Here is a 20,283-nt window from a genome sequence, read left to right as displayed (position 1 = left end):
ATGCGGCTGGCAGGTTGCCACGGTGTTTATACCAATCGCTGTAAACAGCGCAGGAGGTAACTTGCCGATGGGCGACAGGGAAGGCGCAGAGCGTGGTTAACACCACGCCTGCAATCCAGCCAAAAAATTATCGCATCAACCCATTCCAGCCGTGAATGGCCATATAAACCCCCACGGCGGCCATCAGCAGGCTGGAGAGCAGCGGCGCTTTTTTGCTGATAATAGCAAAACCGGGCCAGCGGGCAGCCTGGCGGACACTCAGTGCCGCGGCCACCCCCACCGTAACGAGAGTCAGTGCCAGCCCAATACTAAAGCAAATCACCATGGTTGCGCCTAATACCAGCGCTTTAAGCTGAATGCAGATTAACAACACGGTAATGGCGGCGGGGCAGGGGATCAGTCCGCCGGTCAGGCCGAATAACAGGATCTGTGCGTCAGTCACTTCCCTGCCATTAAAGCGGCGTTGGATATCGCGGGCATGAGCCAGCTGGTGGGCATCCTGATACTCTTCTGCATTGCTGTTCAGACCGTTCTGCTCCGCGCCGTCGTGCTCACCAAACACCAGTTCATAATGATGAACATGTCCGCGATGGCCCAGTGACAGACGCACCTTAACAGGGTGTGGTTCGGGTACGGGTAATTCGGATTCCAGATAATCCCCACGATCGACAAAATGAAAAACCTGAGAAAAAGGCCCGTTACCGCGATCTGTCACCAGCGACACGTCACTGGCTTGCCACGGACTGCCACTCAACGTGCGTAAACGCCAGTGATAAGCGCGCCCCCGCTCGCCAAGAGAAAGGGCCACGCGACCGTGACCGGTATCGATCGGTTTTTCATCATGGTGATGATGTGCCGTTTCCCGTTGCGCTTTCCGCCAGTCCCGCTCTCCTTTCAGCGTGGTGCAGAACATCCAGAGTGCGGTAGCAAGGATAATCGCCGCGGAAATCAGCTGTAGCCAGGGTTCGGCCGAGTCAGCGGTAAACCGGTTGCTGATATACATACCCGCAAAGGCGATTATCCAGACGATCGCCGTGTGTGAGACTGTCGCGGCCAGACCCAGCATTGCCGCCTGCTGTGCGCTGCCTTTGATGGCGATAATAAAGGCGGCCATCATCGTTTTGGAATGTCCCGGCTCCAGCCCATGAAGCGCGCCGAGCAGGATAGCGCCAGGAATGAAAAACCACGCGTTGCCCTGTTGAAGGAGGATGGTGAATTCGGTCATGAGAATAAGTTCTTAATAGCCAAAGGAGAGATAATCCTACTCCCCCCCAGTATTTTCAAGTGCTACACTTTGCCGAAATTTATGGCGATGAGAGAGCAAGATGTCACATACCCTTCGTGATAAAAAAAAGCTGAAAGCCCGTGTCAGTATGATTCAGGGACAGGTAGTCGGCCTGAATAAAATGCTTGATGAACCTCATGAATGTACTGCCGTACTGCAACAGATTGCGGCCATACGTGGCGCAGTAAATGGATTAATGCGTGAAGTGATTAAAGGACACCTTACCGAACACATTGTTTATGAAGATGAAGTGGCGAAGCGAGAAGAGGATCTTGTCGTTGTGTTGCGCGTACTGGATTCTTATATTAAGTGACGAGCCGACGGCGGACGTCAGTCCTGTGGATACTGATAATGAATATCCCTTTTTATGATGAGGTGGGTTATGTCTGCAATTGAACAGTTGGCTTATTATCAGAAAAAACTTGCTTATGAAACAGACTCATGGGATTTGTTCAGGGCACTGGGCGCGGGTGAGAAGGTGGTGATAGTGGATGGACGCAGCAAAGAGGCTTACCAGCGCGAACATATTCCCGGCGCGATTAATTTGCCCCACAGAGAGATTTGCAGCAATACCACCACGGAACTGGACAGCTCCGCGACACTGATTTGTTATTGCGATGGTATCGGCTGTAACGCCTCGGTCAAAACCGCAATAAAGCTTCTGACGCTGGGCTTTACGGTGAAAGAACTGACCGGGGGACTGGACTGGTGGAAGCGCGATGGCTATGCCACTGAAGGGGATGAGGGCCGCGAGGGCACTCCGGTTGCCTGCGGCTGTTGAGCTTATCGTTAAGACTCAGGCCATTACGGCACTGCTACCGTAATGGCCTGCTGGGCTTTGTCATTCAGTTCAGGGCATAGCAGCGTGAGGTGGCCACATTCTGATCGCTGCCGGTGCCCGCCGCTTTAACCAGGCAGATAACGGACTTTTTCCTGTGGCTCAGGGTGACGACCGGCCCATCGGTGGACAGCGCGCTGGAAACAATCCTGGCGCCACCATTAAGCAGTTGCTCCAGCGACTGATTAACCGCCTCAAGCTTTGTCGGGTATTCCTGAGCATTCCCCGCTACTTTTGCCCCGCTCTCCGGGGGCCAGCCCGCCGCTGATACCAGTATTGGCGTCAGCAACAGGCTGTAACACAGCAACCTGAGTCGCTTTTTCATCGTCGCATACTCCTTATTAACGGCACATAAAACCCAGGCCGGGTGGTCTTCATCTTCGGCCAGTGGGCAGGAATGGTCAGGATGCCATAACAAAGGTGTCATTATAACCGGATCTGGCGGTATCGGTCGGGTGAGCGACGGATACCGCCGTGCGAATTCAGAAACTTTGCCAGTTATTTTCATCGTCCGCCGTGACTTTTTTCTCAGGCAGCCTGGCAATGGGCTGGATTTTCTCCGCAGGTTTCGCCAGCAGAGGAGGGGGAGTCTGCGTCGGGGCGCTGATGATAAAGGTGGTGACCAGTTCGTTGAGTACCGTAGCCTGTTCCATCAGGGAGCGTGAGGCGGCTGATGCTTCCTCGACCAGCGCCGCGTTCTGCTGCGTCACATCGTCCATCTGGTTAATGGCCAAATGAACCTGGCCGATACCCTGGGTCTGTTCTTCTGCCGCCGCTGAAATCTCATTGACCAGATCGGCAACCTGACGAATGGCGTCATTCATCTCGGTCATGTTCTTTTCAACGTCCGCGGCCTGGTTAGCGCCTGCTTCCACAAAGCGCATGGAAGATTCAATCAGCTCTTTGATTTCACGGGAGGAGGCAGAAGAGCGCTGTGCAAGATTGCGCACTTCGCCAGCCACCACGGCAAATCCCCGGCCCTGTTCTCCTGCCCGTGCGGCTTCCACCGCCGCGTTAAGCGCCAGAATGTTGGTCTGAAAAGCAATGCCTTCAATCAGGGAAATGATATCGGTGATTTTTGCCGAGCTGTTTCTGATGTCAGACATGGTGCCCAGCATGGTGCTGACCCTGGTCGAACTGTCATCGGAAATTTTACGGGCGTTCTGCGAAAGCTGGCTTGCCATACGGGTATTCTCAGCGGTCTGACGCACCGTTTCACTCAGTTCTGACATACTCGCCGCCGTCTGTTCCAGAGAGGCCGCCTGCTGTTCCGTGCGGGAAGACAGGTCCTCATTTCCTGCGGATATCTGGGCGGATGCAGTGCTGACCGACTGGGATGATGCGCTGACGGAAAGCAGCGACGTGGCGACATTCTGCGCCAGATGATTGAATGCTTTTGCCGTCAGACCAATCTCATCCTTGCGGGAGTCGTCCGCACGCAGGGTCAGATCCAGGCGGGCGCTGGCATTTTCCATCGTCGAGCGCATATCGTTGAGGTTTTTGCGAATGCTGAGAATGATTTTTATCGCAAAGGTCCCCAAAAGCAGAATAGCCAGAGTGGAACCGACGATCATGCTCCAGAAGGTGCGCTGGTAGATACGTGTATTTTCGTTATTGAGCGATCCACCAATGTCGACGTTCAGCTGAAGCTGTTTTTTATAGCCGGCAATCAGCTGACGTGTTGCTTCACCCACGCCGGTGTCCGCCTGAAGTTCCGTCAGGGAGACCTTATCGTTCTGAGCCCGTGAGGCCTGCAGAAACGGCGGCATTTCATCCTCAATCTGCTTAAGGAGGACAAAGGCCGACTGCGTTAATCGCCGATCTTCGTCATTGGAGATGTCATGTTCCAGATAATACTGGTTGAGGGCTCTCATGCCGCTAATCTGTTCATTGATGTGTTTTTCGACTTCAGCCTGTCGGGCCAGATCGGTGGCGCTTTGGTGCCGGTACATCCAGATGATCAGTTCGTTACCGCCATCTACCATCTTGCCAAGGTCGATAAGTGAAGGCACGGTATTATTCTGAACATACTGAAAACGTGACTGAAAACCGGTTGTGACCAGAACAGCGACCACCGATGCTGCAATAAGCGATGCGGAGAGGAGTGAGAAGGCCAGTAACAGCCGTTGAGTAATCGTCATGATATTCCACCTGATTGGACGCTGGGCGTGATGTTGGCGTACCTGTAACAATTTTTAAAAGGTATCAACGTTATCGGCACTGCCAGTAGAAACATAAATTATAGCCATTCGATGGCACTAGCAGCTTCCATTAGCCGAATTGCGTCGAAAAACGTTGACGCGGTGGTGGGAATATTATGAGACGAACGATGGCTAAAAAGTGATAACCATGGTGAACAGCGCTGAGTCTGCTCTCCGACACGCTGGAACACTCCGTAGCGTATTTGGGCGTAAGTCAGCACAAAAATCTTACCGCGAACGCTACATTCATCGGTAGCCAGCTTACGGGATGTTTACCGGTGAAAACAGTCATGTCGGGCGGGTGTTGCCGGACAATAAACCTTTATTTCAGCTTACACCTGCAAAGGTCAATAATAAAAAACGCGATTTTTATTACGTCCGTTAAGTAAACCGACGGCCCTGTTAGTGCAATGTATTTATTCCAGCTTTTTGAACATCCGCATTCAGCGGTATATAACGTGAGGGTGTCGCAGCGGAAAATACCCTGTGATGCCACCCACAAAACACCTTAATGCACGCGCAGGCCGCTGAGAAAGCGGCCTGCGCGTGGATGCTGTGGCATTGTGAAAAAATTATCCGGTTGGGCTTTCTCCAGAATCTGTCCCTGATCCACAAACCAGATGGTATCAGCTACCTCCCTGGCAAAATTCATGTTTTACTGACGCTCCGAAGAGCATCGTATTGCGTGGTGTTTTCTCTGCCTGATTATTTAACCTGCCTGTATTTAAAGGCATAATTCTCAATGATATTGATCAGCGAGTCTAACAGCAACGCAAACAGGGTCAGCAATAATGTGCCGGCCAGTATGGTATTGATATCGAAACTGCCTTCAGCCTGAAGGATCAGGTAGCCGATGCCTCTGGATGAACCAAGATATTCTCCAACCACCGAGCCGACGAAAGCCAGACCGATAGCCATATGCAAACTTGAGAATACCCATGATGTGGCCGACGGAAGGTAGATCGTTTTTAACTGCTGACGCTTATTCGCCCCCAGCATACGAACATTATCCAGCAAAACAGGATTAACATCACGAACCCCCTGCCAGACGTTAAAAAAGACCACAAAGAACACCAGCGTGATGGCAAAAGCGACTTTTGACCAGATACCCAGTCCAAACAGCATCGCAAATATTGGGGCAAGAATGACACGCGGTAACGCGTTCAATGCCTTGATATAGGGTGAGAAAATGGCAGACAGCAGTGGGCTAATCCCCAGCAAAAGTCCTGCGACCATGCCCATAATCGTGCCGGTGACAAATGCCAACATGGTTTCGGTGAGGGTAATAATGAGGTGGGGATAAATTTGTGCCGGAAAATGCAACGAACAGAGAACGTGATCGCCCCAGCTGATGTCCAGAACCCCGTCACCTTCAGTGAACCATTGCCAGAGAACGGTCATCACCTGCTTTGGGTCACCAAAGAAAAAGGCCATTTGTGGGTTTCTGGATAACAGCTCCCAAACGGCAACGGTGGCAAGGAATACGGAGAGCTTTCCCACTACCAGTAAAGCCGGTTTTACCCCGGAATTATTATTCATCATGATGACATAAATTATGTTGGTAACTTTTCAGGACTTCGTCACGAAGAACATGCCAGATGCTCTTATGCAACGCCACAAACTCCGGGCAGGTACGGATTTCTGTTACATCACGCGGCCGGGAAAGGGGAACGGAAAACTCACCGATCGGATGTGTCCCCGGTCCGGCGGACAGGACAATAACCCTGTCCGCCAGCGCGATGGCTTCGTCCAGATCGTGCGTGATAAACAGCACCGCGCTGCGTTTTTTATCCCACAGCGTCAGCAATTCATTTTCCATTAGCTGACGGGTCTGAATATCCAGAGCCGAGAATGGCTCATCCATCAGAATAATGTCAGGCTCCAGAATCAGGGTTTGTGCCAGCGCCACCCGTTTACGCATCCCGCCGGACAGTTGTGAAGGGTAGCGATCGGCAACCGCGCTTAATCCCACCCGGGTCAACCACAATCTGCCCAACGCATCTGATTCCGCCACTGGCTTATTACGGTAGCCCAGGCCAAGCACCACATTTTCCAGCACGGTTAGCCAGGGCAGTAATACTTCATCCTGAAACATATATCCCGCGTGTGCATTAATCCCCTTCAGCGGTTTGCCAAAGACCCTGACCTCGCCGGATGACGGAGCAAGCAGGCCAGCGCACAGTTTCAACAGGGTGGATTTACCACACCCTGTTGGCCCCACCACCGAGACAAATTCTCCGGCAGAGATGTTCAGACTGGTTTCGGCCAGCACCGTTTTTTCCGCCTGTAAACGGGACTGACCATAACTGTATGAAACAGCGTGCAGCTGAAGTGCCGTCTCAGCCGCCTCATTTCTGCTCATTACGCAGTGCCTCAGTCACATAGCGATTGGTCCAGGTCCGTGAGAGATCGATATGTTCTGGCCTGATGGTGGGATCGAACGTAGAAAGTGCTTTCAGCGCGGTTTCAGTGGCTTTTTGCGTAAACAGACCATCGCGGGAAAGGGCCGGACGTATATGACTGAAGGCTGTTTTATACAGGGCCGCATCCCCCAGCAGATAGCTTTCAGGTACCACAGCCGCGACCTCTTCCGGGGAAGCCGTCTGTAGCCAGCGAAGGGCTTTCAGCATCGCGGTGGTGAGGGCCTGAACGGTGGCCGGGTTGTTGTCAAGAAATGACGCTTTAGCGTAGAGCGAGCCAGCGGGCATCGGTCCGCCAAACAGGGCTTCGGTACCTGCTACCGTTCTGGTATCCGCAATGACGGTAATGTCGTGGTTTTTCTCCAGCAGAGAGATAACCGGTTCCGTGTTGGCGATGGCATCGATGCGTCCGGCGCGCAGGGCGTCCACGGCACCCGCGGCGGTACCGACACCAATAAAGGAAACGTCGCCGGGTTTTAGCCCTCCTTTGGCAAGCAGGACATTCGCTACCATGTTGGTGGAAGAGCCAGGCGCGCTGATGCCAATTTTCTTGCCTTTCAGATCGCTGATCTGATGGTAATCAGGTATTGCCTTGCGCGACACGGCAACCACAATTTCCGGGGCCTGCCCGGTCATGATAAATGCGGTAATGTATTGGTTTTTACTCTGTAAGGTGATGGTGTGTTCATAGGCTCCGCTGACCACATCCGCACTGCCGCCCACCAGGGCCTGCAACGCTTTTCCACCGCCCGCAAAATCCGCAATCTCAACCTGTAAGCCTGCTTCTTTAAAATAGCCTTTCCGCTCTGCAATCGTCAGGGGAAGGTTGTATAAAACGCTTTTTCCTCCGACGGCAATGGTGAGGCGGGGCTTTTCCAGCGGCAGGCCAGAAGAGGCAGCATTAAGACTGAACAGCATTAAACCGGCCAGCAGCCCTGTCAGTAAGGATTTCATCGCTATCACCTTTTTCAGTAAATATTATTGGATAAATCAGGATTTTTAATTTATTTACAGAGGGTAACGAAATCAATAGGAATAATTACCATAAACGTCCGGTAATTAACGATTATTGCTGCCTGCCGTTACGGCTTGCCCAGGGTGATTTAGCAGCAACAGTTAAATCGGCTGAATTACGTAAAAACAACAGTGTGCAGACGACAACTGCTGGCTTCACTGCGGCATGCCGTTTCTGCGGCGCAGGCTGGCGTACAGATGGGGCACTGTGGGTAACAGTTAACGGAGAGGAAAAAGGGGTGCCCGAAACGGCAAGGCTGATTTTACGGCAGTGGCAGGCAAAAGACCTGGCGCCTTTTGCGGCTCAAAATGCCGATACTGAGGTGATGCAATTTTTTCCCGCGCCGCTCAAGCGGGAAGAAAGTGACCGCCTGGCGAGGGGACTGGCGGACGGCATCAATCGGCGCGGCTGGGGATTCTGGGCGGTTGAGTTAAAAGAAACCCGGCAATTTGTAGGTTGCGTGGCCTTACATCCACAGCCAGATAAGTATGCTTTTTCGCCCTGTACAGAAACTGGCTGGCGTCTGGGTAAAGCATTCTGGCATCGGGGACTGGCAGAGGAGACCGCACAAGCCTGCCTGGAGTATGCGTTTAACGCCCTGGCATTACATGAGGTGGTCGCCTTTACTGCGTCGGTTAGCCCGTCTGAGCGACTGATGAAGCGGCTTGGGATGACGCGGGCAGGGGAGTTTGCTCATCCTGATTTGCCCCCGGATCACCGGCTTTCACATCATCTTCTTTACGGCATTCAGCTATCGTAGCTGCCCGGCGTTCGCGCTGCCCTTGTCACGTCTGGCGGGCATATTTTCTGTTGATGGTTTTCGCGATCTGTCTGTCGATAAAGACGACAATCAGGGAGGCCGCCACGATTATCGGAACGATGCTAATGGAAAGGCACCCGCTATCTGACATTTTCGCCTGCTCACCCCAGAAATGCTCCCAGCACCAGTGCTATTAATAATCTGAAAATCAGCCTGTTAAGCACGAGTAGCTTCCTGATTGTGTCCGTGAATACCGTTGATTCGCCGCGCCAAAAAATAACATTCAGGCAGCAGTCATCGATCAGCAAACAGGTTGCCGTCGCCATTTTTCAGCATTTTCAGGCGCTGTACCATTCAGGTGGTGTCAGCCCTCTTCTGGTGATGAGTGGAACATACTTGTCGCTGAAAAAGTCCGCAAGGCCGCCGCCCATCACAAGGCGCTTAAAGCCGAAAAAGCCAGGCCTGCAACGAATTCGCCGCGTGATCGGCTAATGCTCACTGGAAAAGATATTACTTTGATCTATTAATAAAAATGAAGTTATATTTGGCATCCCTTTCCAGTAATGTTACTGATTTCTTGCTGAAAAACACGCCGATTTCGGCTTTTGTTTTCGGAAAAATCCTAATATTATCCATTGGTTAGTGTGCTTTTATTTTTTATGTGGAAAGCATGTACCATGCTGATTTCTTTGCGAAAAAATTATTTCACCCGGTGTTTTGCCCGGCAACACTTAAGGGAAAAACTGGAAAATTTAGGAATTAATGCAAATTTTCACTAAAGTTGCTTTTGCCTGATGCCGATATGTTCTCTGCTACTGACTTCCTGTGTACTGAAAAACGAGGAAATATTATGAGCACAATCTCTTTACCTGGCTCGTCTTTGATGAGCAGTGCGGCATTATCTGCCGCGACAGCAGTACCCTCTGCTACTTCTGAAACCAGCGATTCATCTACTGAAACCGCTGCAACGGCTCCATCTTCAAGTGATTCGTCAACTGAAGCCGTTACAACGGTTCCATCTGCTTCCGCTGATTCGACCACTGCCGCAGCTTCAACGGTTCCAACCTCTTCCGACACGGCTACCACCACTGACTCCGGTACCACCGATAGCAGCATAAGTATGCTTGGGGTAGGGTCAGGACTCGACCTGAGCGGCATGCTTGATAAGCTTGAGTCGACAGAAAAGGCCGCGCTGACGCCGATTACTCAGCAGCAACAGTCATGGACAGCAAAGATCAGTGGGTATGGCCAGCTAAAAAGCTCGCTTGAGCAGTTTCAGACGGCGAATGCGAAGCTGACGGATTCTGCACTTTTTCAGGCAACGACGGCTACCAGCTCCAGCTCAGCGATAAGTGCGACCACAACGGAAGATGCCCAGGCAGGGCAGTACAGTGTCAGCGTCTCGCAGCTTGCTCAGGCACAAACGCTGACCTCAGGCATCGCGTCTGATACCAAATCCCAACAGGGTGACAGTACGGTTGACAGTCGCACGCTCACCGTAAAGCTGGCTAACGGTTCACATAAAGATATTAAGTTAACCGCTGCACAGACGTCGCTTTCCGGTTTGCAGGATGCCATTAATGGTGCGGATGCAGGCGTCACTGCAAGCGTAGTCAAGGTGGCTGATGGCAGCTATCGCCTGTCACTCACTGCCAGTGAAACCGGTACGGCGAATGCGATATCGTCTGTCAGCGTTGCCGGCGATGATAAGCTTGAAAACGTTATCGGCTACAGTTCTGACGGGGGGGGCCTTACTGAAAGCGTTGCCGCGCAAAATGCCAAACTGACGGTGAATGATATTGAGGTCGAGAGCGGCAGTAACACGGTTAGCGATGCGCTGGCCGGCGTGACACTGGATCTGAATGCCGTGACATCGGGTAATCAGACGGTAACCGTTGCCACAGACACTGACGGCGCCGAGCAGGCGGTCAGTGACTGGGTGGATTCCTACAACGCCCTGGTGGATACCTCGACAGCGCTGACAAAATTCACCTCTGATGATGCTGACACCACGGATTCAACCCAGTCTTCATCTGATGACGGCAGCACCGGCCCGCTGATTGGTGATGCTACCGTACGCAGCGTTCAGCGTCAGTTACAGAGTGCGCTGAATGGTAATTCTGGCTCGGATAAACTCCAGTCGCTGGCGCAGGTTGGTATTACAACCGATCCGCAGACGGGTAAGCTCAAGCTGGATAAGGATGCTCTGCACACCGCAATAGCAGACAGTGCGCAGGACGTCAGCGATTTATTTGCTGGCGACGGCAAGACCACCGGCACGGCAACCGGCATGGCATCACAGCTGACCAGTGCCCTTTCTGAGAATGGTTCATTGGGTAATGCGGAAAGTTCGGCCAACAGCCGTCTCAGCTCACTGCAGGAAAGGTATAGCGAGCAGAGCCAGCGGATCAGTAACACGATGGAGCGCTATAAAAAGCAGTTCACTCAATTGGACAGTGTTATCAGTCAGCTAAACAGTACCAGCTCCTTTCTGACGCAGCAGTTCAGCAGTTCGACACAATCCAGCGGACAATCATAAGCCGCTGGAAGGCCTGGTGCCACAGGCATGTGCTTTCCTCCCCGGCAGATCAGGATGATTTGCCGGGCTGTGACTGCCTGTCAGTAAGGGAGAGGATAAATAACACGGATTGTGACAGTACCTGCGACACGGTGACAGGCATGAGGATGGTGGTTTTTTTGATGATGAAAATGAAGCTTTATCTTGCAAAGACGCTGCTCACCATACGCATTTCCCCCGCAGCACAGCCAACGCAAAATGACCTTGCCTGACGCAACGCCGGTATAACTTCCATTCCTTTTATCGTAATGTAAACCGTTAAACCCGGCGTGGGGCTGATGATTCATTTCAGTTCGCCATAAGGGGATGCATTACGCGATATTCTGCCAGGTTATCTGCCGGTGCCCACCCTGGCGAGACGCTATTTATCAGCCAGTTTGGGCTAGGCTTGCTGTGTTGTACCAATAAATTTTCCAGAATAACAAGCGGGAAAAGTGAGCGAAGAGCACCGCTGGCGTCAATCTCAGGGGGTGGTTTTTATTTTGTTTAAAATAATGAACTGAATGAACTGAATGAACTGAATGAACTGAATGAACTGAATGAACTGAATGAACTGAATGAACTGAATGAACTGAATGAACTGAATGAACTGAACAGACAGGATATATGCTGAAAATCTCTCAGTTAGTCTATTTTTGTGCCGTTGTGGAAGAAAAATCCATCGCCCTGGCAGCCTTACGATGCCACTGTGTCGCAGCCAACATCACTATAAGGATCAAAGAATTAGAACGGCTCCTTGATGCAGAGCTTTTTTACCGGGAGAAGAACCGTATCTTCGTAACCCCCGAAGGAAGGCTTCTGTATGAGAACGCGAAAAAAATGATCGATCTTCATGATCGGACGGTAGCGATTTTTTCCGCTGACGCGGAGAAAGGTACTCTGAACATCGGCGCGCTGGATGCGGCATTGAGTAACCAGCTTCCGGGTGTAATTGCAATGTGCCGCGAAAAGATGCCGGGTGTCGCTTTTAATGTCAGAACAGGCCACTCTTTTGATTTGGAAAGCGCACTGCTTGACGGATCGCTGGATATAATAATTTCTGACGGCCCTGTCCAGCATCCTTTAATGACCAGCATTCTGGCATTCAAAGAAAGCCTGATGTTGGTCACGGCATCAAATGTATCCGGCATTTCGCAGGCGTCTTTCAACGAACGAGAACTTTATGTTTTTGGCGACAACTGTTTTTACCGAAATCAGGTAGATAACTGGCTAACCGCTAATAACCTGAAGCCAAGAATAATGATGGAATTTGAATCTTATCCGGTAATGTTCAGCTGTATTAAAAAAGACCTGGGTTGTGCCTTTATTCCTGAAAGCTTTCGGGATCATATAAAAAACGCCGGCGACTTTACTTTTCATACCGGGCTGATTGAAGAGACCAGCGATCTGTATTTTATCTGGCGAAAACATTCCCGCTCAAAGCTGACCGCGAATTTCATCAACCATGTTAAAAATTATACCCGGCGTTAAACCGGGTATGGTTCTTCTGAAGGAGGGCTACTCCTCAATAAGCTCTATCACAAAACCGTCTGGATCTGCGATAAAAGCAATTTTCAGGGAGGGGGCCAGTTTCATCGGACCTGGTGACCTGACGACCTTATATCCCAGCTGCGCCACATTATCGCAGAGTCCCTGAATATCCCGTGCGCCTATCGCCAGGTGTCCGTAGCCGTTGCCGATCTCATAGTTGCTGACGCCCCAGTTATAGGTAAGCTCCAGCACGGTGCCGGTGATTTCATCACCGTAACCAACATAGACAAGCGAGAACTTTCCTTCAGGAAACTCTTCCCTTCTGAGCACTTTCATTTTTAGTGCGTTACAGTAAAAATCAAGGGATGCCACAAGGTCTGTGGACCTCAGCATCGTATGCATAATTCTCATTTAGTGTCACCGTTAACAGTCGGTCTGCTCCATGCCACCCGTTCCCCTTTAAACAGAAATTCCGGGTCAGCGCAGTAAGCAGAAATTGCATCAAAGAACGTCTTAAATGCTTTCCCACGGCAGTGTTCTTCAAAGGCATCCTTGCTCTTGTAGACCTCCTGAAAATAAATAACAGAACGATCTTCTTCGTCTTCAATTATATTGAAATCTAAGGTGCCGGGTTCGTTTTCTAATGATTGTTGGGCGTCATCAAGACCTGCCATAATAAAATCATTGCGCCGCTCAACAGGAACGATGAATTTAACCACTACATGATAAGACATAATAATTTCTCCGACGGTAATAAATTTATTTGCGCATTTTATCTCTGTCGGCGAGTGTGTAAACTAACGGATATTTAGTGTCCTGCTAACAAAAAGTTCCGGCGTTTTCTTCAGGGAGCCAAAACTGACGCGGATGGTGCGTTGTTAACGCTGTAACAGCGACGCTCCGGCAAGGGGTGCCACGACAAACCTTCGCCAGCCTCCATGCGTTGCCAGACCTTTGGGCATCGCCAACCGCGCTTTTCATCGATCGGGTTACCGTGGGCGTCGCTTTCTGTGGCAAACAGGGACGGTGCACCCACGGCTCGGAATAAGGATGTCAGCGGCACCGCCGGTCATCATGCTGGTCGTCAACCCCTGAGTGACGCTCAATCCATCGGTATCAGAGCGTTTGCCTGTGATGATTAAAAACGGTTGAGGGGAATTTTCAGATAGCGATGGCCGTCATCTTCCGCTGGCGGTAGCCGTCCGCCGTTAATATTGACCTGCAATGCCATCAGCATCAGGCCCGGAAGGGGCAGTGTCGCATCCCGTTGATTGCGTTTTATCACAAAACTGTCCTTGTCCTGATTAATCAGCCAGGGGTTTTCGTTTCGTTGCTGCATAACCGTACTTTCACACTGGGCAGGACGTCCGCCAGGGCGGTAATCGTGGCCGGTAAATAACCGGGTATCCTCCGGCAGTTGCAATATGCGTTGCAAGGTATGCCACAATGCTTCGGCGCTGCCGCCGGGGAAATCTGTACGCGCAGTGCCACTGTCTGGCATAAACAGGGTATCGTGTATAAAAGCGCAGTTGCCAATATGATAGGTCACCGAGGCGAGCGTATGGCCTGGCGAGAAGATCGCTTCTCCACGCAGATTCCCCACGTAAAAAATATCACCATCGCTGAACAGGGTATCCCAGATGGATTCAGGGGCGGGGAGCGAGCAAAGGTTATAGCGTTTTTTCCATAACGCCTGCACCTCTGCCACCTTTTCGCCAATGGCCGTGAGTGCGCCGGTTTGCTCTGCCAGCCAGGACGCGGCGGAAAAGTGATCCGCATGTGGGTGGGTGTCCAGGATCCATGCCACCTGCCAGTTTTTCAGGTGAATGAAGTCCAGCATTTTTTGCGCCTGCTGGCAGGAGACGGTAGCGGAATTGCTGTCGAAATCCAGTACCGGATCGATGATCGCACATCGCCGGCTGGCTGGATCTGCCACGATGTACTGCATGCTGCCGCTCACCGGTTCATAAAAGTGATGAACTTCGGCCTGTGCCTCTGTTTCCTGCTGGCATGCATACCAGGCTAAGGCTTTTTCGGCATCGGCCTCATACTGAAAACAGGTTTCGCGAAATGTCGTTTCGTTTATCAACCCGTTATGCAGTTCATACAGCAGAAACAGGCATACGGAACGGGAACCGCTCCGGCAGTGAGCCAGTGTTTTCTTCGCGGACCTTAACAGACGGTTGAAGGCATAAACCCGATCCCAGGTTAAAGTGTCAAACGTGAATGGCAGATAAAAATAATCCATTCCCCGATCCCTGGCCAGAGACTGTTCTTCAGAATGCAGCAGAAAGTCGCCCTGTTCTTCATCGGGCCGGTTATTAACAATTAGCGTATAACCCTGCTGATTAAGGCTCGCAAAGTCGTCTGCACTGAGTGCACCCGAAAAAGAGAGCTGCGGGTTAAAGTGGCGTATCTTCATCAGCCGCTCCTGAGATAGTCAGATATTTTTCGTAAACATATACAATGCCGTGACTATTAAAATCAATGAAAACATAATGTTAATAATCATTTCATTTTTCTTAAGTCGGCTGGCAACTGTGGCCCCCAGCAGCCCCCCCAGACATCCCCCGGCGATAATAAGCAGCGTGTTTACCGCAGAGACCTTTCCCGCCAGCGCATAGCTGATGCTGGTTGACATCCCCGTGGTGAACACCACCATCAGCGATGTGGCAACAGCCTCCGTCATGGAAAAATTAAACAGCCAGACCAGGACTGGCACCACCAGAAATCCGCCGCCAATGCCCAGCAATCCCGCCAGTCCTCCCACGGTAAACACCACCGGGCCAACGAGGAAAGGACGAACAACAAAACCTGCCGCTGGCCGGGCGACGACGCATCCGCTTTTTTTTCTCAGCATCAGCAGTGCCACAACCAGCATCAGACAGGAAAAAGGCAGCAGAAGATATTTTTCACTCACCAGCTTACCTGCTTCAGCGCCTGACAGGGCGCCGCACATGGCGACCAGAGAAACGGTTAATCCCGGTGCCCATCTGACATGCCCCTTCGCAGCATGGCTGAGGAGACTGACCAGGGCGCTTACGGCGACGGCCATGGCGCTGGTGCCAATCACCATATGAGTGTCTTTCATCCTGACCAGATAGAGCAGTAGCGGCACGCAGACCACCGATCCCCCTCCACCGGTTAAGGCCAGAAGAAGTCCTACAATCAGGCCGGTCAACAGGAGAAAAAACGCTGCATCTGGCCATGAATGGCCAATTTCCTGTATGAACATGTCACGCCTCTTGGATATTTTTCGTTGTATTTAAAAGCCGGGGAGAATAGATGTCAATCGTATATTCCTTTTTGCTATTACATATAGCAAAATATTATAAAGATTATTTTTTATAACTTTAAGGTATAGATTTTTCCTTTCTTCATATTCTCTGGTGTTCTATTCTTTATAAAAATGCAGGGGAGTAAAAATATGGAAAGTCATTTATCATCGCAACGGCTGGTCGTCATTGGTGGAGGCAGCGCAGGGACAGGTCTTATCGCCAGCATAAAAAAAAGAGTGAAAAAACTCGCTGTTACGCTGATCGAACCGCAGGATAAACATTATTATCAGCCCGCCTGGACGCTGGTTGGCGGAGGGCTTTTTGATATCAGAAAGACATATCGCGCGATGCAGGATGTCATACCAAAAAATACAGTATGGATTAAAGACAGCGTAGTCCTCATTAATCCTGAGGAAAAATATGTCATGACCGCGGGCGGTGAAAAAATCCCCTATGATTATCTTATTATCGCCTGTGGGCTAACTCTCCGTTGGGATAAAATAGCGGGTCTGGAAGAAACCCTGGGACGCAATGGTGTCACCTCAAATTACCGTTTTGAACTGGCCAGCTATACCTGGAAACTGGTGCAGGGACTGCGACAGGGAAAGGCCATCTTCACGCAACCTGCCATGCCGGTTAAATGTGCCGGAGCACCGCAAAAAGCACTGTATCTTTCCGCTGATTACTGGTTAAAGCAGCAATGTCTCGACGATATCGACACGGAATTCTGCCTGGCGGGCCAGGCGGTGTTTGGCGTTGCGGAATTCGTTCCGGTACTCAAACATTATCTGGAAAAATACCGGGCGCACATCCGTTATGCGCATAACCTGATTCGGGTTGACGGTGAGAATAGGCTGGCAACATTCGCCGTCACCACGCCGGATAACAAAACGTCAGAAGTGACAAAACCCTTCGATATGCTGCATGTGGTGCCTCCTCAGACACCGCCCACCTTTATTGCCGACAGCGGGCTGGGGGATGTCGGTGGCTGGTGTGATGTAAACCGTTTTACCCTGCAACATCCGCGCTGGCCGACGATATTTTCTCTGGGTGATTGTTGTTCCGCACCCAATGCAAAAACGGCCGCAGCCGCCCGCAAGCAGATCGTGGTTGTTGCGGAAAACCTGCATGCGATGCTGCGGGGAAAAACGGCGCACACTCATTATGATGGTTACGGATCCTGCCCGCTGACAGTGGAAAGAGGGAAAGTGGTGCTGGCGGAGTTTGGCTATGACAACACCCTGTTACCTACTTTCCCTTTTAATTTGCAACAACCCAGCCGGTTTGCCTGGTGGCTGAAAGTCTGGTTTTTACCGCGTTTTTACTGGTCCGGTATGCTGCGGGGTATAGAGTGGTTTGCTAAAAGTAAATAACCCTGTAAGGGGGAAAAATCCGCCTCCTTTATTACGCGACAGTGAGTATCAACAGCGATTGCATTTTTATTATTAATAAGATCAGCAATGCTGATGACATAATATAGAATTCAGTGGCTGTCGATATGACACGGATATTTCGCTGTTTTATCTGTTGGCGATGCCGGGTAATGATACAGAATAATTGCCATGGTGATGCAAGGTGCCGTGTTTATTACTGATTTTCACCGTGAGGCATATTCTGGTGAACGGCAACCGTCCGCTTTATTGAGCGATACAACACCGCTTCGCCTGGCTCAAATATACCGATGGTTAAAAAAGATTTTATGGCTGACCATAACAGAAACAGGTCAGAATAAAATTCCCAGAGCGGCTGCCCGTTCTGGTATCTCGTGAGGGTATTTAACGCGACCCACAGGATTTGATGCCGGTAAGGGTAAAAATCCAGGCCATCCCTGTGTGGTCAGCGTGCGGCATGCTGCGAACTCACCGGGCAACGGGATTATGGCATCCAAATCCATTTCCATGGTCACTTATCCTCTGTGTGCTTTTGTGGCGGAGTATACTTCGGACTGCGCGGATCGTAGGGCGAGAACGCGTTGTCGCTCCAGCCCAGCAGCACCTTATCTCCCGGTAAAAAATGAACGTGCAGGTCATTCTCGCCCCGCCTGCGCTCTGGCAGCGGCATGATGACCTTATGAATCTCTGTGCGTAACCCGGCATTGTACTGCGCTCTTGTATAGTCAACGGTCCAGATAACCTCGGTTGTTTTTCCCCTGATACTGCCACAACAGGTTGTGGCTCCTCCGCTTTCATTTGCATACTTATTGTCGGGGTTATATGCACTGGAATTCCCCCCGCCATACCGTTCACGCTGAACCCTCTTATTGGCCGGTCAATCTTACTGTGAATAATCAGCGTCACCCCCTCATCGGTGGCACCCAGAACATCACCCACACTATCCAGCCCAGCACGAACAGCATCGGCAGCGATATCACGCTCCAGATCCACATTTTTCGCCAGATATAAAACCGGGTGATGGCCATGTCCACCTGTCCCATTCTTGCAAAAAATCCCACCGTTGCCTCCAGCTGTCCTTAAGGGCAGGTATTATATCCACTCAGGAATAATCACTAAGTGATAATGTCACCCTGTTTAAGATAATGCAGGGGATTATTAAAAGTGACGTCCTGACGCTTTTTTGACGTGGTTAAAGTGGGGAGCAGCGCCGGTCACAGGGTGCCAGACCACCTGTTCCGGTTGCCGCAGCCGCGGCACTTTCCTGTTTCACGTTGTTCAAACTCCTGTTTCTCCTCACATCCGTTTTTCGCCACCGGCAAAAGCACTGAGCGCCATATTGCCAACGCCGGGCGACTGTCCGGTGCTGGCAAGCTGATACTGACCTTCAGGAGGGAGATATTGCCAACGCCGGGCGACTGTCCGGTGCTGGCAAGCTGATACTCACCTTCAGGAGGGAGACGCCCCTGAATCTGTTCACAGGCCGATATTTCTGACGTGGCATCATCCTCCGGGTCCGTATCGCCGGTTTTTATCTCTTTTTGCGGCGTTTAAGTCTCACCGCCTGGCGTTTTCCGGGAAAAGGCTGAGCAGTATCACGCGAGGGCAAATCCGGTGGATGATTAAAGCGGAGCTGATAGCGACACACGCGGGCGGGCAGTGCTGAACGTTGAGAGGCTGCGCTGGTCTGACAGGCGGTCCGAAACGAACAATCAGTACCATGCGATGATCAACCGCGGGGTAGGCCGCTCAGGTGAGTGCGACCTGCGTGAAGGCCAGGTGGCGCTGTTCCCACGGGACGAAATGCGCCAGATCAGCCGTGGATGTATATTATCCGCCACAATCTGTGAAACGATGAAAGCGGTAACCGTGCCTGTTTTCCACCGGGCCGTCTGAGTGGTCTTTAACCATTTCATCATTACTTATTTCTATAAACTTTAATGAACATTGGCACAGAAAATATTGCTGAAAATTATGTTTCAGGTCAAACTTTGCAATTATATCTGTATTTTTTATGCCCTTTAACTTAATGTTATTTAATGTTTTTGGGATGAATCTTATGGATTGTTTTTTTCTCATTATGGAAATTATTACATATATAAAAGATAATTTTAATTTCCCAGGGGTATTAATTTATGGAAACAATGAGAGATCCACCATTATATGCATTGAAAGCTTTTGAGGCGGCGTCTCGTCATCAATCGTTCACTAAAGCTGCGAATGAATTATCAATTACGCAAAGTGCAATCAGTAAACACATAAATACACTCGAAGGTTTTTTGGACTGTAGATTATTTATACGCAATGGGCCGAAAGTAAAGTTAACTCAGGAGGGAGAGTATTTTTCAAAAGAAATTCAGATGATATTTAATTCACTGGATACTGCCTGTGGTAATTTTTTTAGTGAGAAAAAAAAGCTTCGTATAAGAGCACCCACCACTTTTTCACTACGCTGGTTTATCGGGGTGGTTAACAAATTTCAGAGCGAAGAAGGGCAGGGGCTGATTAGACTCGATGGTAATGGTGTTAATGGTGAAGTTGTTGATTTTAATGAAAATATATACGACTGTGCCATTCAGTTTGGTAACGGAAATTTCCCACAGGATTGCAAGGCAACGCGTTTGCTGAGTGAGTGGCTGATCCCCGTTTGTGCACCTGGTGTTTTATCTGAATATGAAGATATAACTAATGGTCACTATAATATTCTGTATTCCAGGTCCAAGGCAAGTAACTGGTTTTTATGGTGCGAACGTGCCCTGGGTAAAAAGATACATCATCTACAAAATGGCTATGAGTTTAATACCATTGACGCCGCTATCAGTGCGGCCGTACAGGGTTTAGGTATTGCCATTGTCGACGTAAATATGGTGAGGAGAGAAATTAACAATAAGACATTAATATGCCCCGTAAGATCTGCCGTCAGAACAGGCGACAGTTATTTTTTTGTCTGGCCAGAAATAAAATCTGGCAACAGATATATCGCGATGATGAATGACTATCTGAAAAAGTCAGTTATTGAAAAAAGTTGGAAAATATAAACTATATTG

General features: G+C 50.4%; 21 protein-coding genes and 2 pseudogenes. 9 read left to right on the top strand and 14 right to left on the bottom strand.

The genetic code is table 11. From position 1 onward, the window contains the following. Positions 1–127: 127 nt before the first annotated feature. The gene (locus EB241_RS03575; protein WP_124231840.1) at positions 128–1,225 is read right to left on the bottom strand and encodes a nickel/cobalt efflux protein RcnA; all 1,098 of its coding nucleotides are present in this window, start codon (positions 1,223–1,225) and stop codon (positions 128–130) included. Positions 1,226–1,325: 100 nt separating this feature from the next. On the opposite strand from EB241_RS03575, the gene rcnR reads away from it, so the two are divergent. Both rcnR and EB241_RS03565 read left to right on the top strand, forming a co-directional pair. Then, positions 1,326–1,598, top strand: a complete 273-nt coding sequence (gene rcnR / locus EB241_RS03570) for a Ni(II)/Co(II)-binding transcriptional repressor RcnR (RefSeq protein ID WP_124231839.1) — start codon at positions 1,326–1,328, stop codon at positions 1,596–1,598. 69 nt (positions 1,599–1,667) lie between these two features. After that, a complete protein-coding gene (locus EB241_RS03565; protein WP_124231838.1) occupies positions 1,668–2,066 on the top strand; it encodes a rhodanese-like domain-containing protein in 399 nt (132 codons plus the stop codon). Positions 2,067–2,130: 64 nt separating this feature from the next. On the opposite strand, the gene EB241_RS03560 is transcribed toward EB241_RS03565, so the two are convergent. From EB241_RS03560 to EB241_RS03535, 6 genes and pseudogenes are all read right to left on the bottom strand, one after another. After that, the gene (locus EB241_RS03560; RefSeq protein WP_124232029.1) at positions 2,131–2,448 is read right to left on the bottom strand and encodes a hypothetical protein; all 318 of its coding nucleotides are present in this window, start codon (positions 2,446–2,448) and stop codon (positions 2,131–2,133) included. Positions 2,449–2,605: 157 nt separating this feature from the next. Then, entirely contained in the window at positions 2,606–4,264 is a 1,659-nt protein-coding gene (locus EB241_RS03555; protein WP_124231837.1) for a methyl-accepting chemotaxis protein, read from the bottom strand. A gap of 568 nt (positions 4,265–4,832) precedes the next feature. Further along, positions 4,833–4,976: pseudogene (locus EB241_RS21285) on the bottom strand (amino acid ABC transporter ATP-binding protein); the annotation flags it as partial. 53 nt (positions 4,977–5,029) lie between these two features. After that, a complete protein-coding gene (locus EB241_RS03545; protein WP_199737300.1) occupies positions 5,030–5,866 on the bottom strand; it encodes an ABC transporter permease in 837 nt (278 codons plus the stop codon). Next, positions 5,856–6,686, bottom strand: a complete 831-nt coding sequence (locus tag EB241_RS03540; RefSeq protein ID WP_124231836.1) for an ABC transporter ATP-binding protein — start codon at positions 6,684–6,686, stop codon at positions 5,856–5,858. Before EB241_RS03540 ends, EB241_RS03545 begins: the two co-directional genes overlap by 11 nt. Beyond that, positions 6,673–7,698 carry an ABC transporter substrate-binding protein gene (locus tag EB241_RS03535; RefSeq protein ID WP_124231835.1) on the bottom strand — a complete coding sequence of 342 codons (1,026 nt, stop codon included), beginning with the start codon at positions 7,696–7,698 and terminating at the stop codon, positions 6,673–6,675. Before EB241_RS03535 ends, EB241_RS03540 begins: the two co-directional genes overlap by 14 nt. 299 nt (positions 7,699–7,997) lie before the next feature. Here EB241_RS03535 and EB241_RS03530 point away from each other — a divergent pair, with 299 nt between their 5' ends. Next, on the top strand, positions 7,998–8,519 hold the full coding sequence (locus EB241_RS03530) for a GNAT family N-acetyltransferase (protein WP_124231834.1): 522 nt from the start codon (positions 7,998–8,000) through the stop codon (positions 8,517–8,519). Between the two features lie 25 nt (positions 8,520–8,544). Here EB241_RS03530 and EB241_RS21740 read toward each other — a convergent pair whose 3' ends face one another. After that, complete coding sequence (locus EB241_RS21740) at positions 8,545–8,670, bottom strand: hypothetical protein (RefSeq protein ID WP_267432125.1); 126 nt, start codon at positions 8,668–8,670, stop codon at positions 8,545–8,547. Positions 8,671–8,765: 95 nt separating this feature from the next. Between EB241_RS21740 and EB241_RS03525 the strand changes: the two genes are divergently transcribed. Further along, the gene (locus tag EB241_RS03525) at positions 8,766–9,011 is read left to right on the top strand and encodes a hypothetical protein (RefSeq protein ID WP_124231833.1); all 246 of its coding nucleotides are present in this window, start codon (positions 8,766–8,768) and stop codon (positions 9,009–9,011) included. 267 nt (positions 9,012–9,278) lie between these two features. On the opposite strand, the gene EB241_RS03520 is transcribed toward EB241_RS03525, so the two are convergent. Beyond that, positions 9,279–9,596 carry a hypothetical protein gene (locus tag EB241_RS03520; protein WP_124231832.1) on the bottom strand — a complete coding sequence of 106 codons (318 nt, stop codon included), beginning with the start codon at positions 9,594–9,596 and terminating at the stop codon, positions 9,279–9,281. 43 nt (positions 9,597–9,639) lie between these two features. Here EB241_RS03520 and fliD point away from each other — a divergent pair, with 43 nt between their 5' ends. Together fliD and EB241_RS03510 are read left to right on the top strand one after the other, a co-directional pair. Continuing rightward, positions 9,640–11,058, top strand: coding sequence for a flagellar filament capping protein FliD (gene fliD / locus EB241_RS03515; protein ID WP_124231831.1), 1,419 nt, complete (start codon positions 9,640–9,642; stop codon positions 11,056–11,058). A gap of 645 nt (positions 11,059–11,703) precedes the next feature. Next, complete coding sequence (locus EB241_RS03510; RefSeq protein ID WP_124231830.1) at positions 11,704–12,567, top strand: LysR family transcriptional regulator; 864 nt, start codon at positions 11,704–11,706, stop codon at positions 12,565–12,567. A 27-nt stretch (positions 12,568–12,594) separates the two neighbouring features. Here the strand turns inward: EB241_RS03510 and gloA are convergent, their stop codons facing one another. The 4 genes from gloA to EB241_RS03490 form a co-directional block, all read right to left on the bottom strand. Next, entirely contained in the window at positions 12,595–12,978 is a 384-nt protein-coding gene (gloA, locus tag EB241_RS03505; RefSeq protein ID WP_124231829.1) for a lactoylglutathione lyase, read from the bottom strand. After that, positions 12,975–13,301 carry a putative quinol monooxygenase gene (locus tag EB241_RS03500; RefSeq protein WP_124231828.1) on the bottom strand — a complete coding sequence of 109 codons (327 nt, stop codon included), beginning with the start codon at positions 13,299–13,301 and terminating at the stop codon, positions 12,975–12,977. The genes gloA and EB241_RS03500 overlap by 4 nt, the downstream gene beginning before the upstream one ends. Positions 13,302–13,705: 404 nt before the next feature. Beyond that, positions 13,706–14,989 (bottom strand): bifunctional sulfur transferase/dioxygenase Blh, encoded by a 1,284-nt coding sequence (gene blh / locus EB241_RS03495; protein WP_124231827.1) that lies wholly within the window; start codon positions 14,987–14,989, stop codon positions 13,706–13,708. An 18-nt stretch (positions 14,990–15,007) separates the two neighbouring features. After that, positions 15,008–15,802: a sulfite exporter TauE/SafE family protein gene (locus EB241_RS03490; RefSeq protein WP_124231826.1), complete on the bottom strand. Its 795-nt coding sequence runs from the start codon at positions 15,800–15,802 to the stop codon at positions 15,008–15,010. 192 nt (positions 15,803–15,994) lie between these two features. Between EB241_RS03490 and EB241_RS03485 the strand changes: the two genes are divergently transcribed. Together EB241_RS03485 and EB241_RS03480 are read left to right on the top strand one after the other, a co-directional pair. Further along, positions 15,995–17,218 (top strand): NAD(P)/FAD-dependent oxidoreductase, encoded by a 1,224-nt coding sequence (locus EB241_RS03485; protein ID WP_124231825.1) that lies wholly within the window; start codon positions 15,995–15,997, stop codon positions 17,216–17,218. 189 nt (positions 17,219–17,407) lie between these two features. Beyond that, positions 17,408–17,614: a hypothetical protein gene (locus EB241_RS03480; protein ID WP_124231824.1), complete on the top strand. Its 207-nt coding sequence runs from the start codon at positions 17,408–17,410 to the stop codon at positions 17,612–17,614. A 133-nt stretch (positions 17,615–17,747) separates the two neighbouring features. Here EB241_RS03480 and EB241_RS03475 read toward each other — a convergent pair. After that, positions 17,748–18,297, bottom strand: a pseudogene (locus EB241_RS03475) (DUF3304 domain-containing protein). Positions 18,298–19,371: 1,074 nt separating this feature from the next. Between EB241_RS03475 and EB241_RS03470 the strand changes: the two are divergent. Beyond that, a complete protein-coding gene (locus EB241_RS03470; protein WP_124231823.1) occupies positions 19,372–20,274 on the top strand; it encodes a LysR family transcriptional regulator in 903 nt (300 codons plus the stop codon). The last annotated feature ends 9 nt before the right edge of the window (positions 20,275–20,283 follow it).

It is taken from the genome of Erwinia psidii, assembly GCF_003846135.1.
GTDB lineage: Bacteria > Pseudomonadota > Gammaproteobacteria > Enterobacterales > Enterobacteriaceae > Erwinia > Erwinia psidii.
The sequence above is the reverse complement of the archived record's forward strand: the minus strand, read 5'-3'. Positions and strand labels throughout refer to the sequence as shown.

Coding starts and splice junctions, on each gene's coding strand:
- fliD (WP_124231831.1), top strand. CDS start 9,640: ATGCTTGGGGTAGGGTCAGGACTCGACCTGAGCGGCATGCTTGATAAG.
- EB241_RS03560 (WP_124232029.1), bottom strand. CDS start 2,448: ATGAAAAAGCGACTCAGGTTGCTGTGTTACAGCCTGTTGCTGACGCCA.
- blh (WP_124231827.1), bottom strand. CDS start 14,989: ATGAAGATACGCCACTTTAACCCGCAGCTCTCTTTTTCGGGTGCACTC.
- gloA (WP_124231829.1), bottom strand. CDS start 12,978: ATGAGAATTATGCATACGATGCTGAGGTCCACAGACCTTGTGGCATCC.
- EB241_RS03500 (WP_124231828.1), bottom strand. CDS start 13,301: ATGTCTTATCATGTAGTGGTTAAATTCATCGTTCCTGTTGAGCGGCGC.
- EB241_RS03575 (WP_124231840.1), bottom strand. CDS start 1,225: ATGACCGAATTCACCATCCTCCTTCAACAGGGCAACGCGTGGTTTTTC.
- EB241_RS03470 (WP_124231823.1), top strand. CDS start 19,372: ATGGAAACAATGAGAGATCCACCATTATATGCATTGAAAGCTTTTGAG.
- EB241_RS03535 (WP_124231835.1), bottom strand. CDS start 7,698: ATGAAATCCTTACTGACAGGGCTGCTGGCCGGTTTAATGCTGTTCAGT.
- EB241_RS03555 (WP_124231837.1), bottom strand. CDS start 4,264: ATGACGATTACTCAACGGCTGTTACTGGCCTTCTCACTCCTCTCCGCA.
- EB241_RS21740 (WP_267432125.1), bottom strand. CDS start 8,670: ATGTCAGATAGCGGGTGCCTTTCCATTAGCATCGTTCCGATAATCGTG.
- EB241_RS03545 (WP_199737300.1), bottom strand. CDS start 5,866: ATGATGAATAATAATTCCGGGGTAAAACCGGCTTTACTGGTAGTGGGA.
- rcnR (WP_124231839.1), top strand. CDS start 1,326: ATGTCACATACCCTTCGTGATAAAAAAAAGCTGAAAGCCCGTGTCAGT.
- EB241_RS03480 (WP_124231824.1), top strand. CDS start 17,408: ATGGTGATGCAAGGTGCCGTGTTTATTACTGATTTTCACCGTGAGGCA.
- EB241_RS03510 (WP_124231830.1), top strand. CDS start 11,704: ATGCTGAAAATCTCTCAGTTAGTCTATTTTTGTGCCGTTGTGGAAGAA.
- EB241_RS03565 (WP_124231838.1), top strand. CDS start 1,668: ATGTCTGCAATTGAACAGTTGGCTTATTATCAGAAAAAACTTGCTTAT.
- EB241_RS03540 (WP_124231836.1), bottom strand. CDS start 6,686: ATGAGCAGAAATGAGGCGGCTGAGACGGCACTTCAGCTGCACGCTGTT.
- EB241_RS03490 (WP_124231826.1), bottom strand. CDS start 15,802: ATGTTCATACAGGAAATTGGCCATTCATGGCCAGATGCAGCGTTTTTT.
- EB241_RS03485 (WP_124231825.1), top strand. CDS start 15,995: ATGGAAAGTCATTTATCATCGCAACGGCTGGTCGTCATTGGTGGAGGC.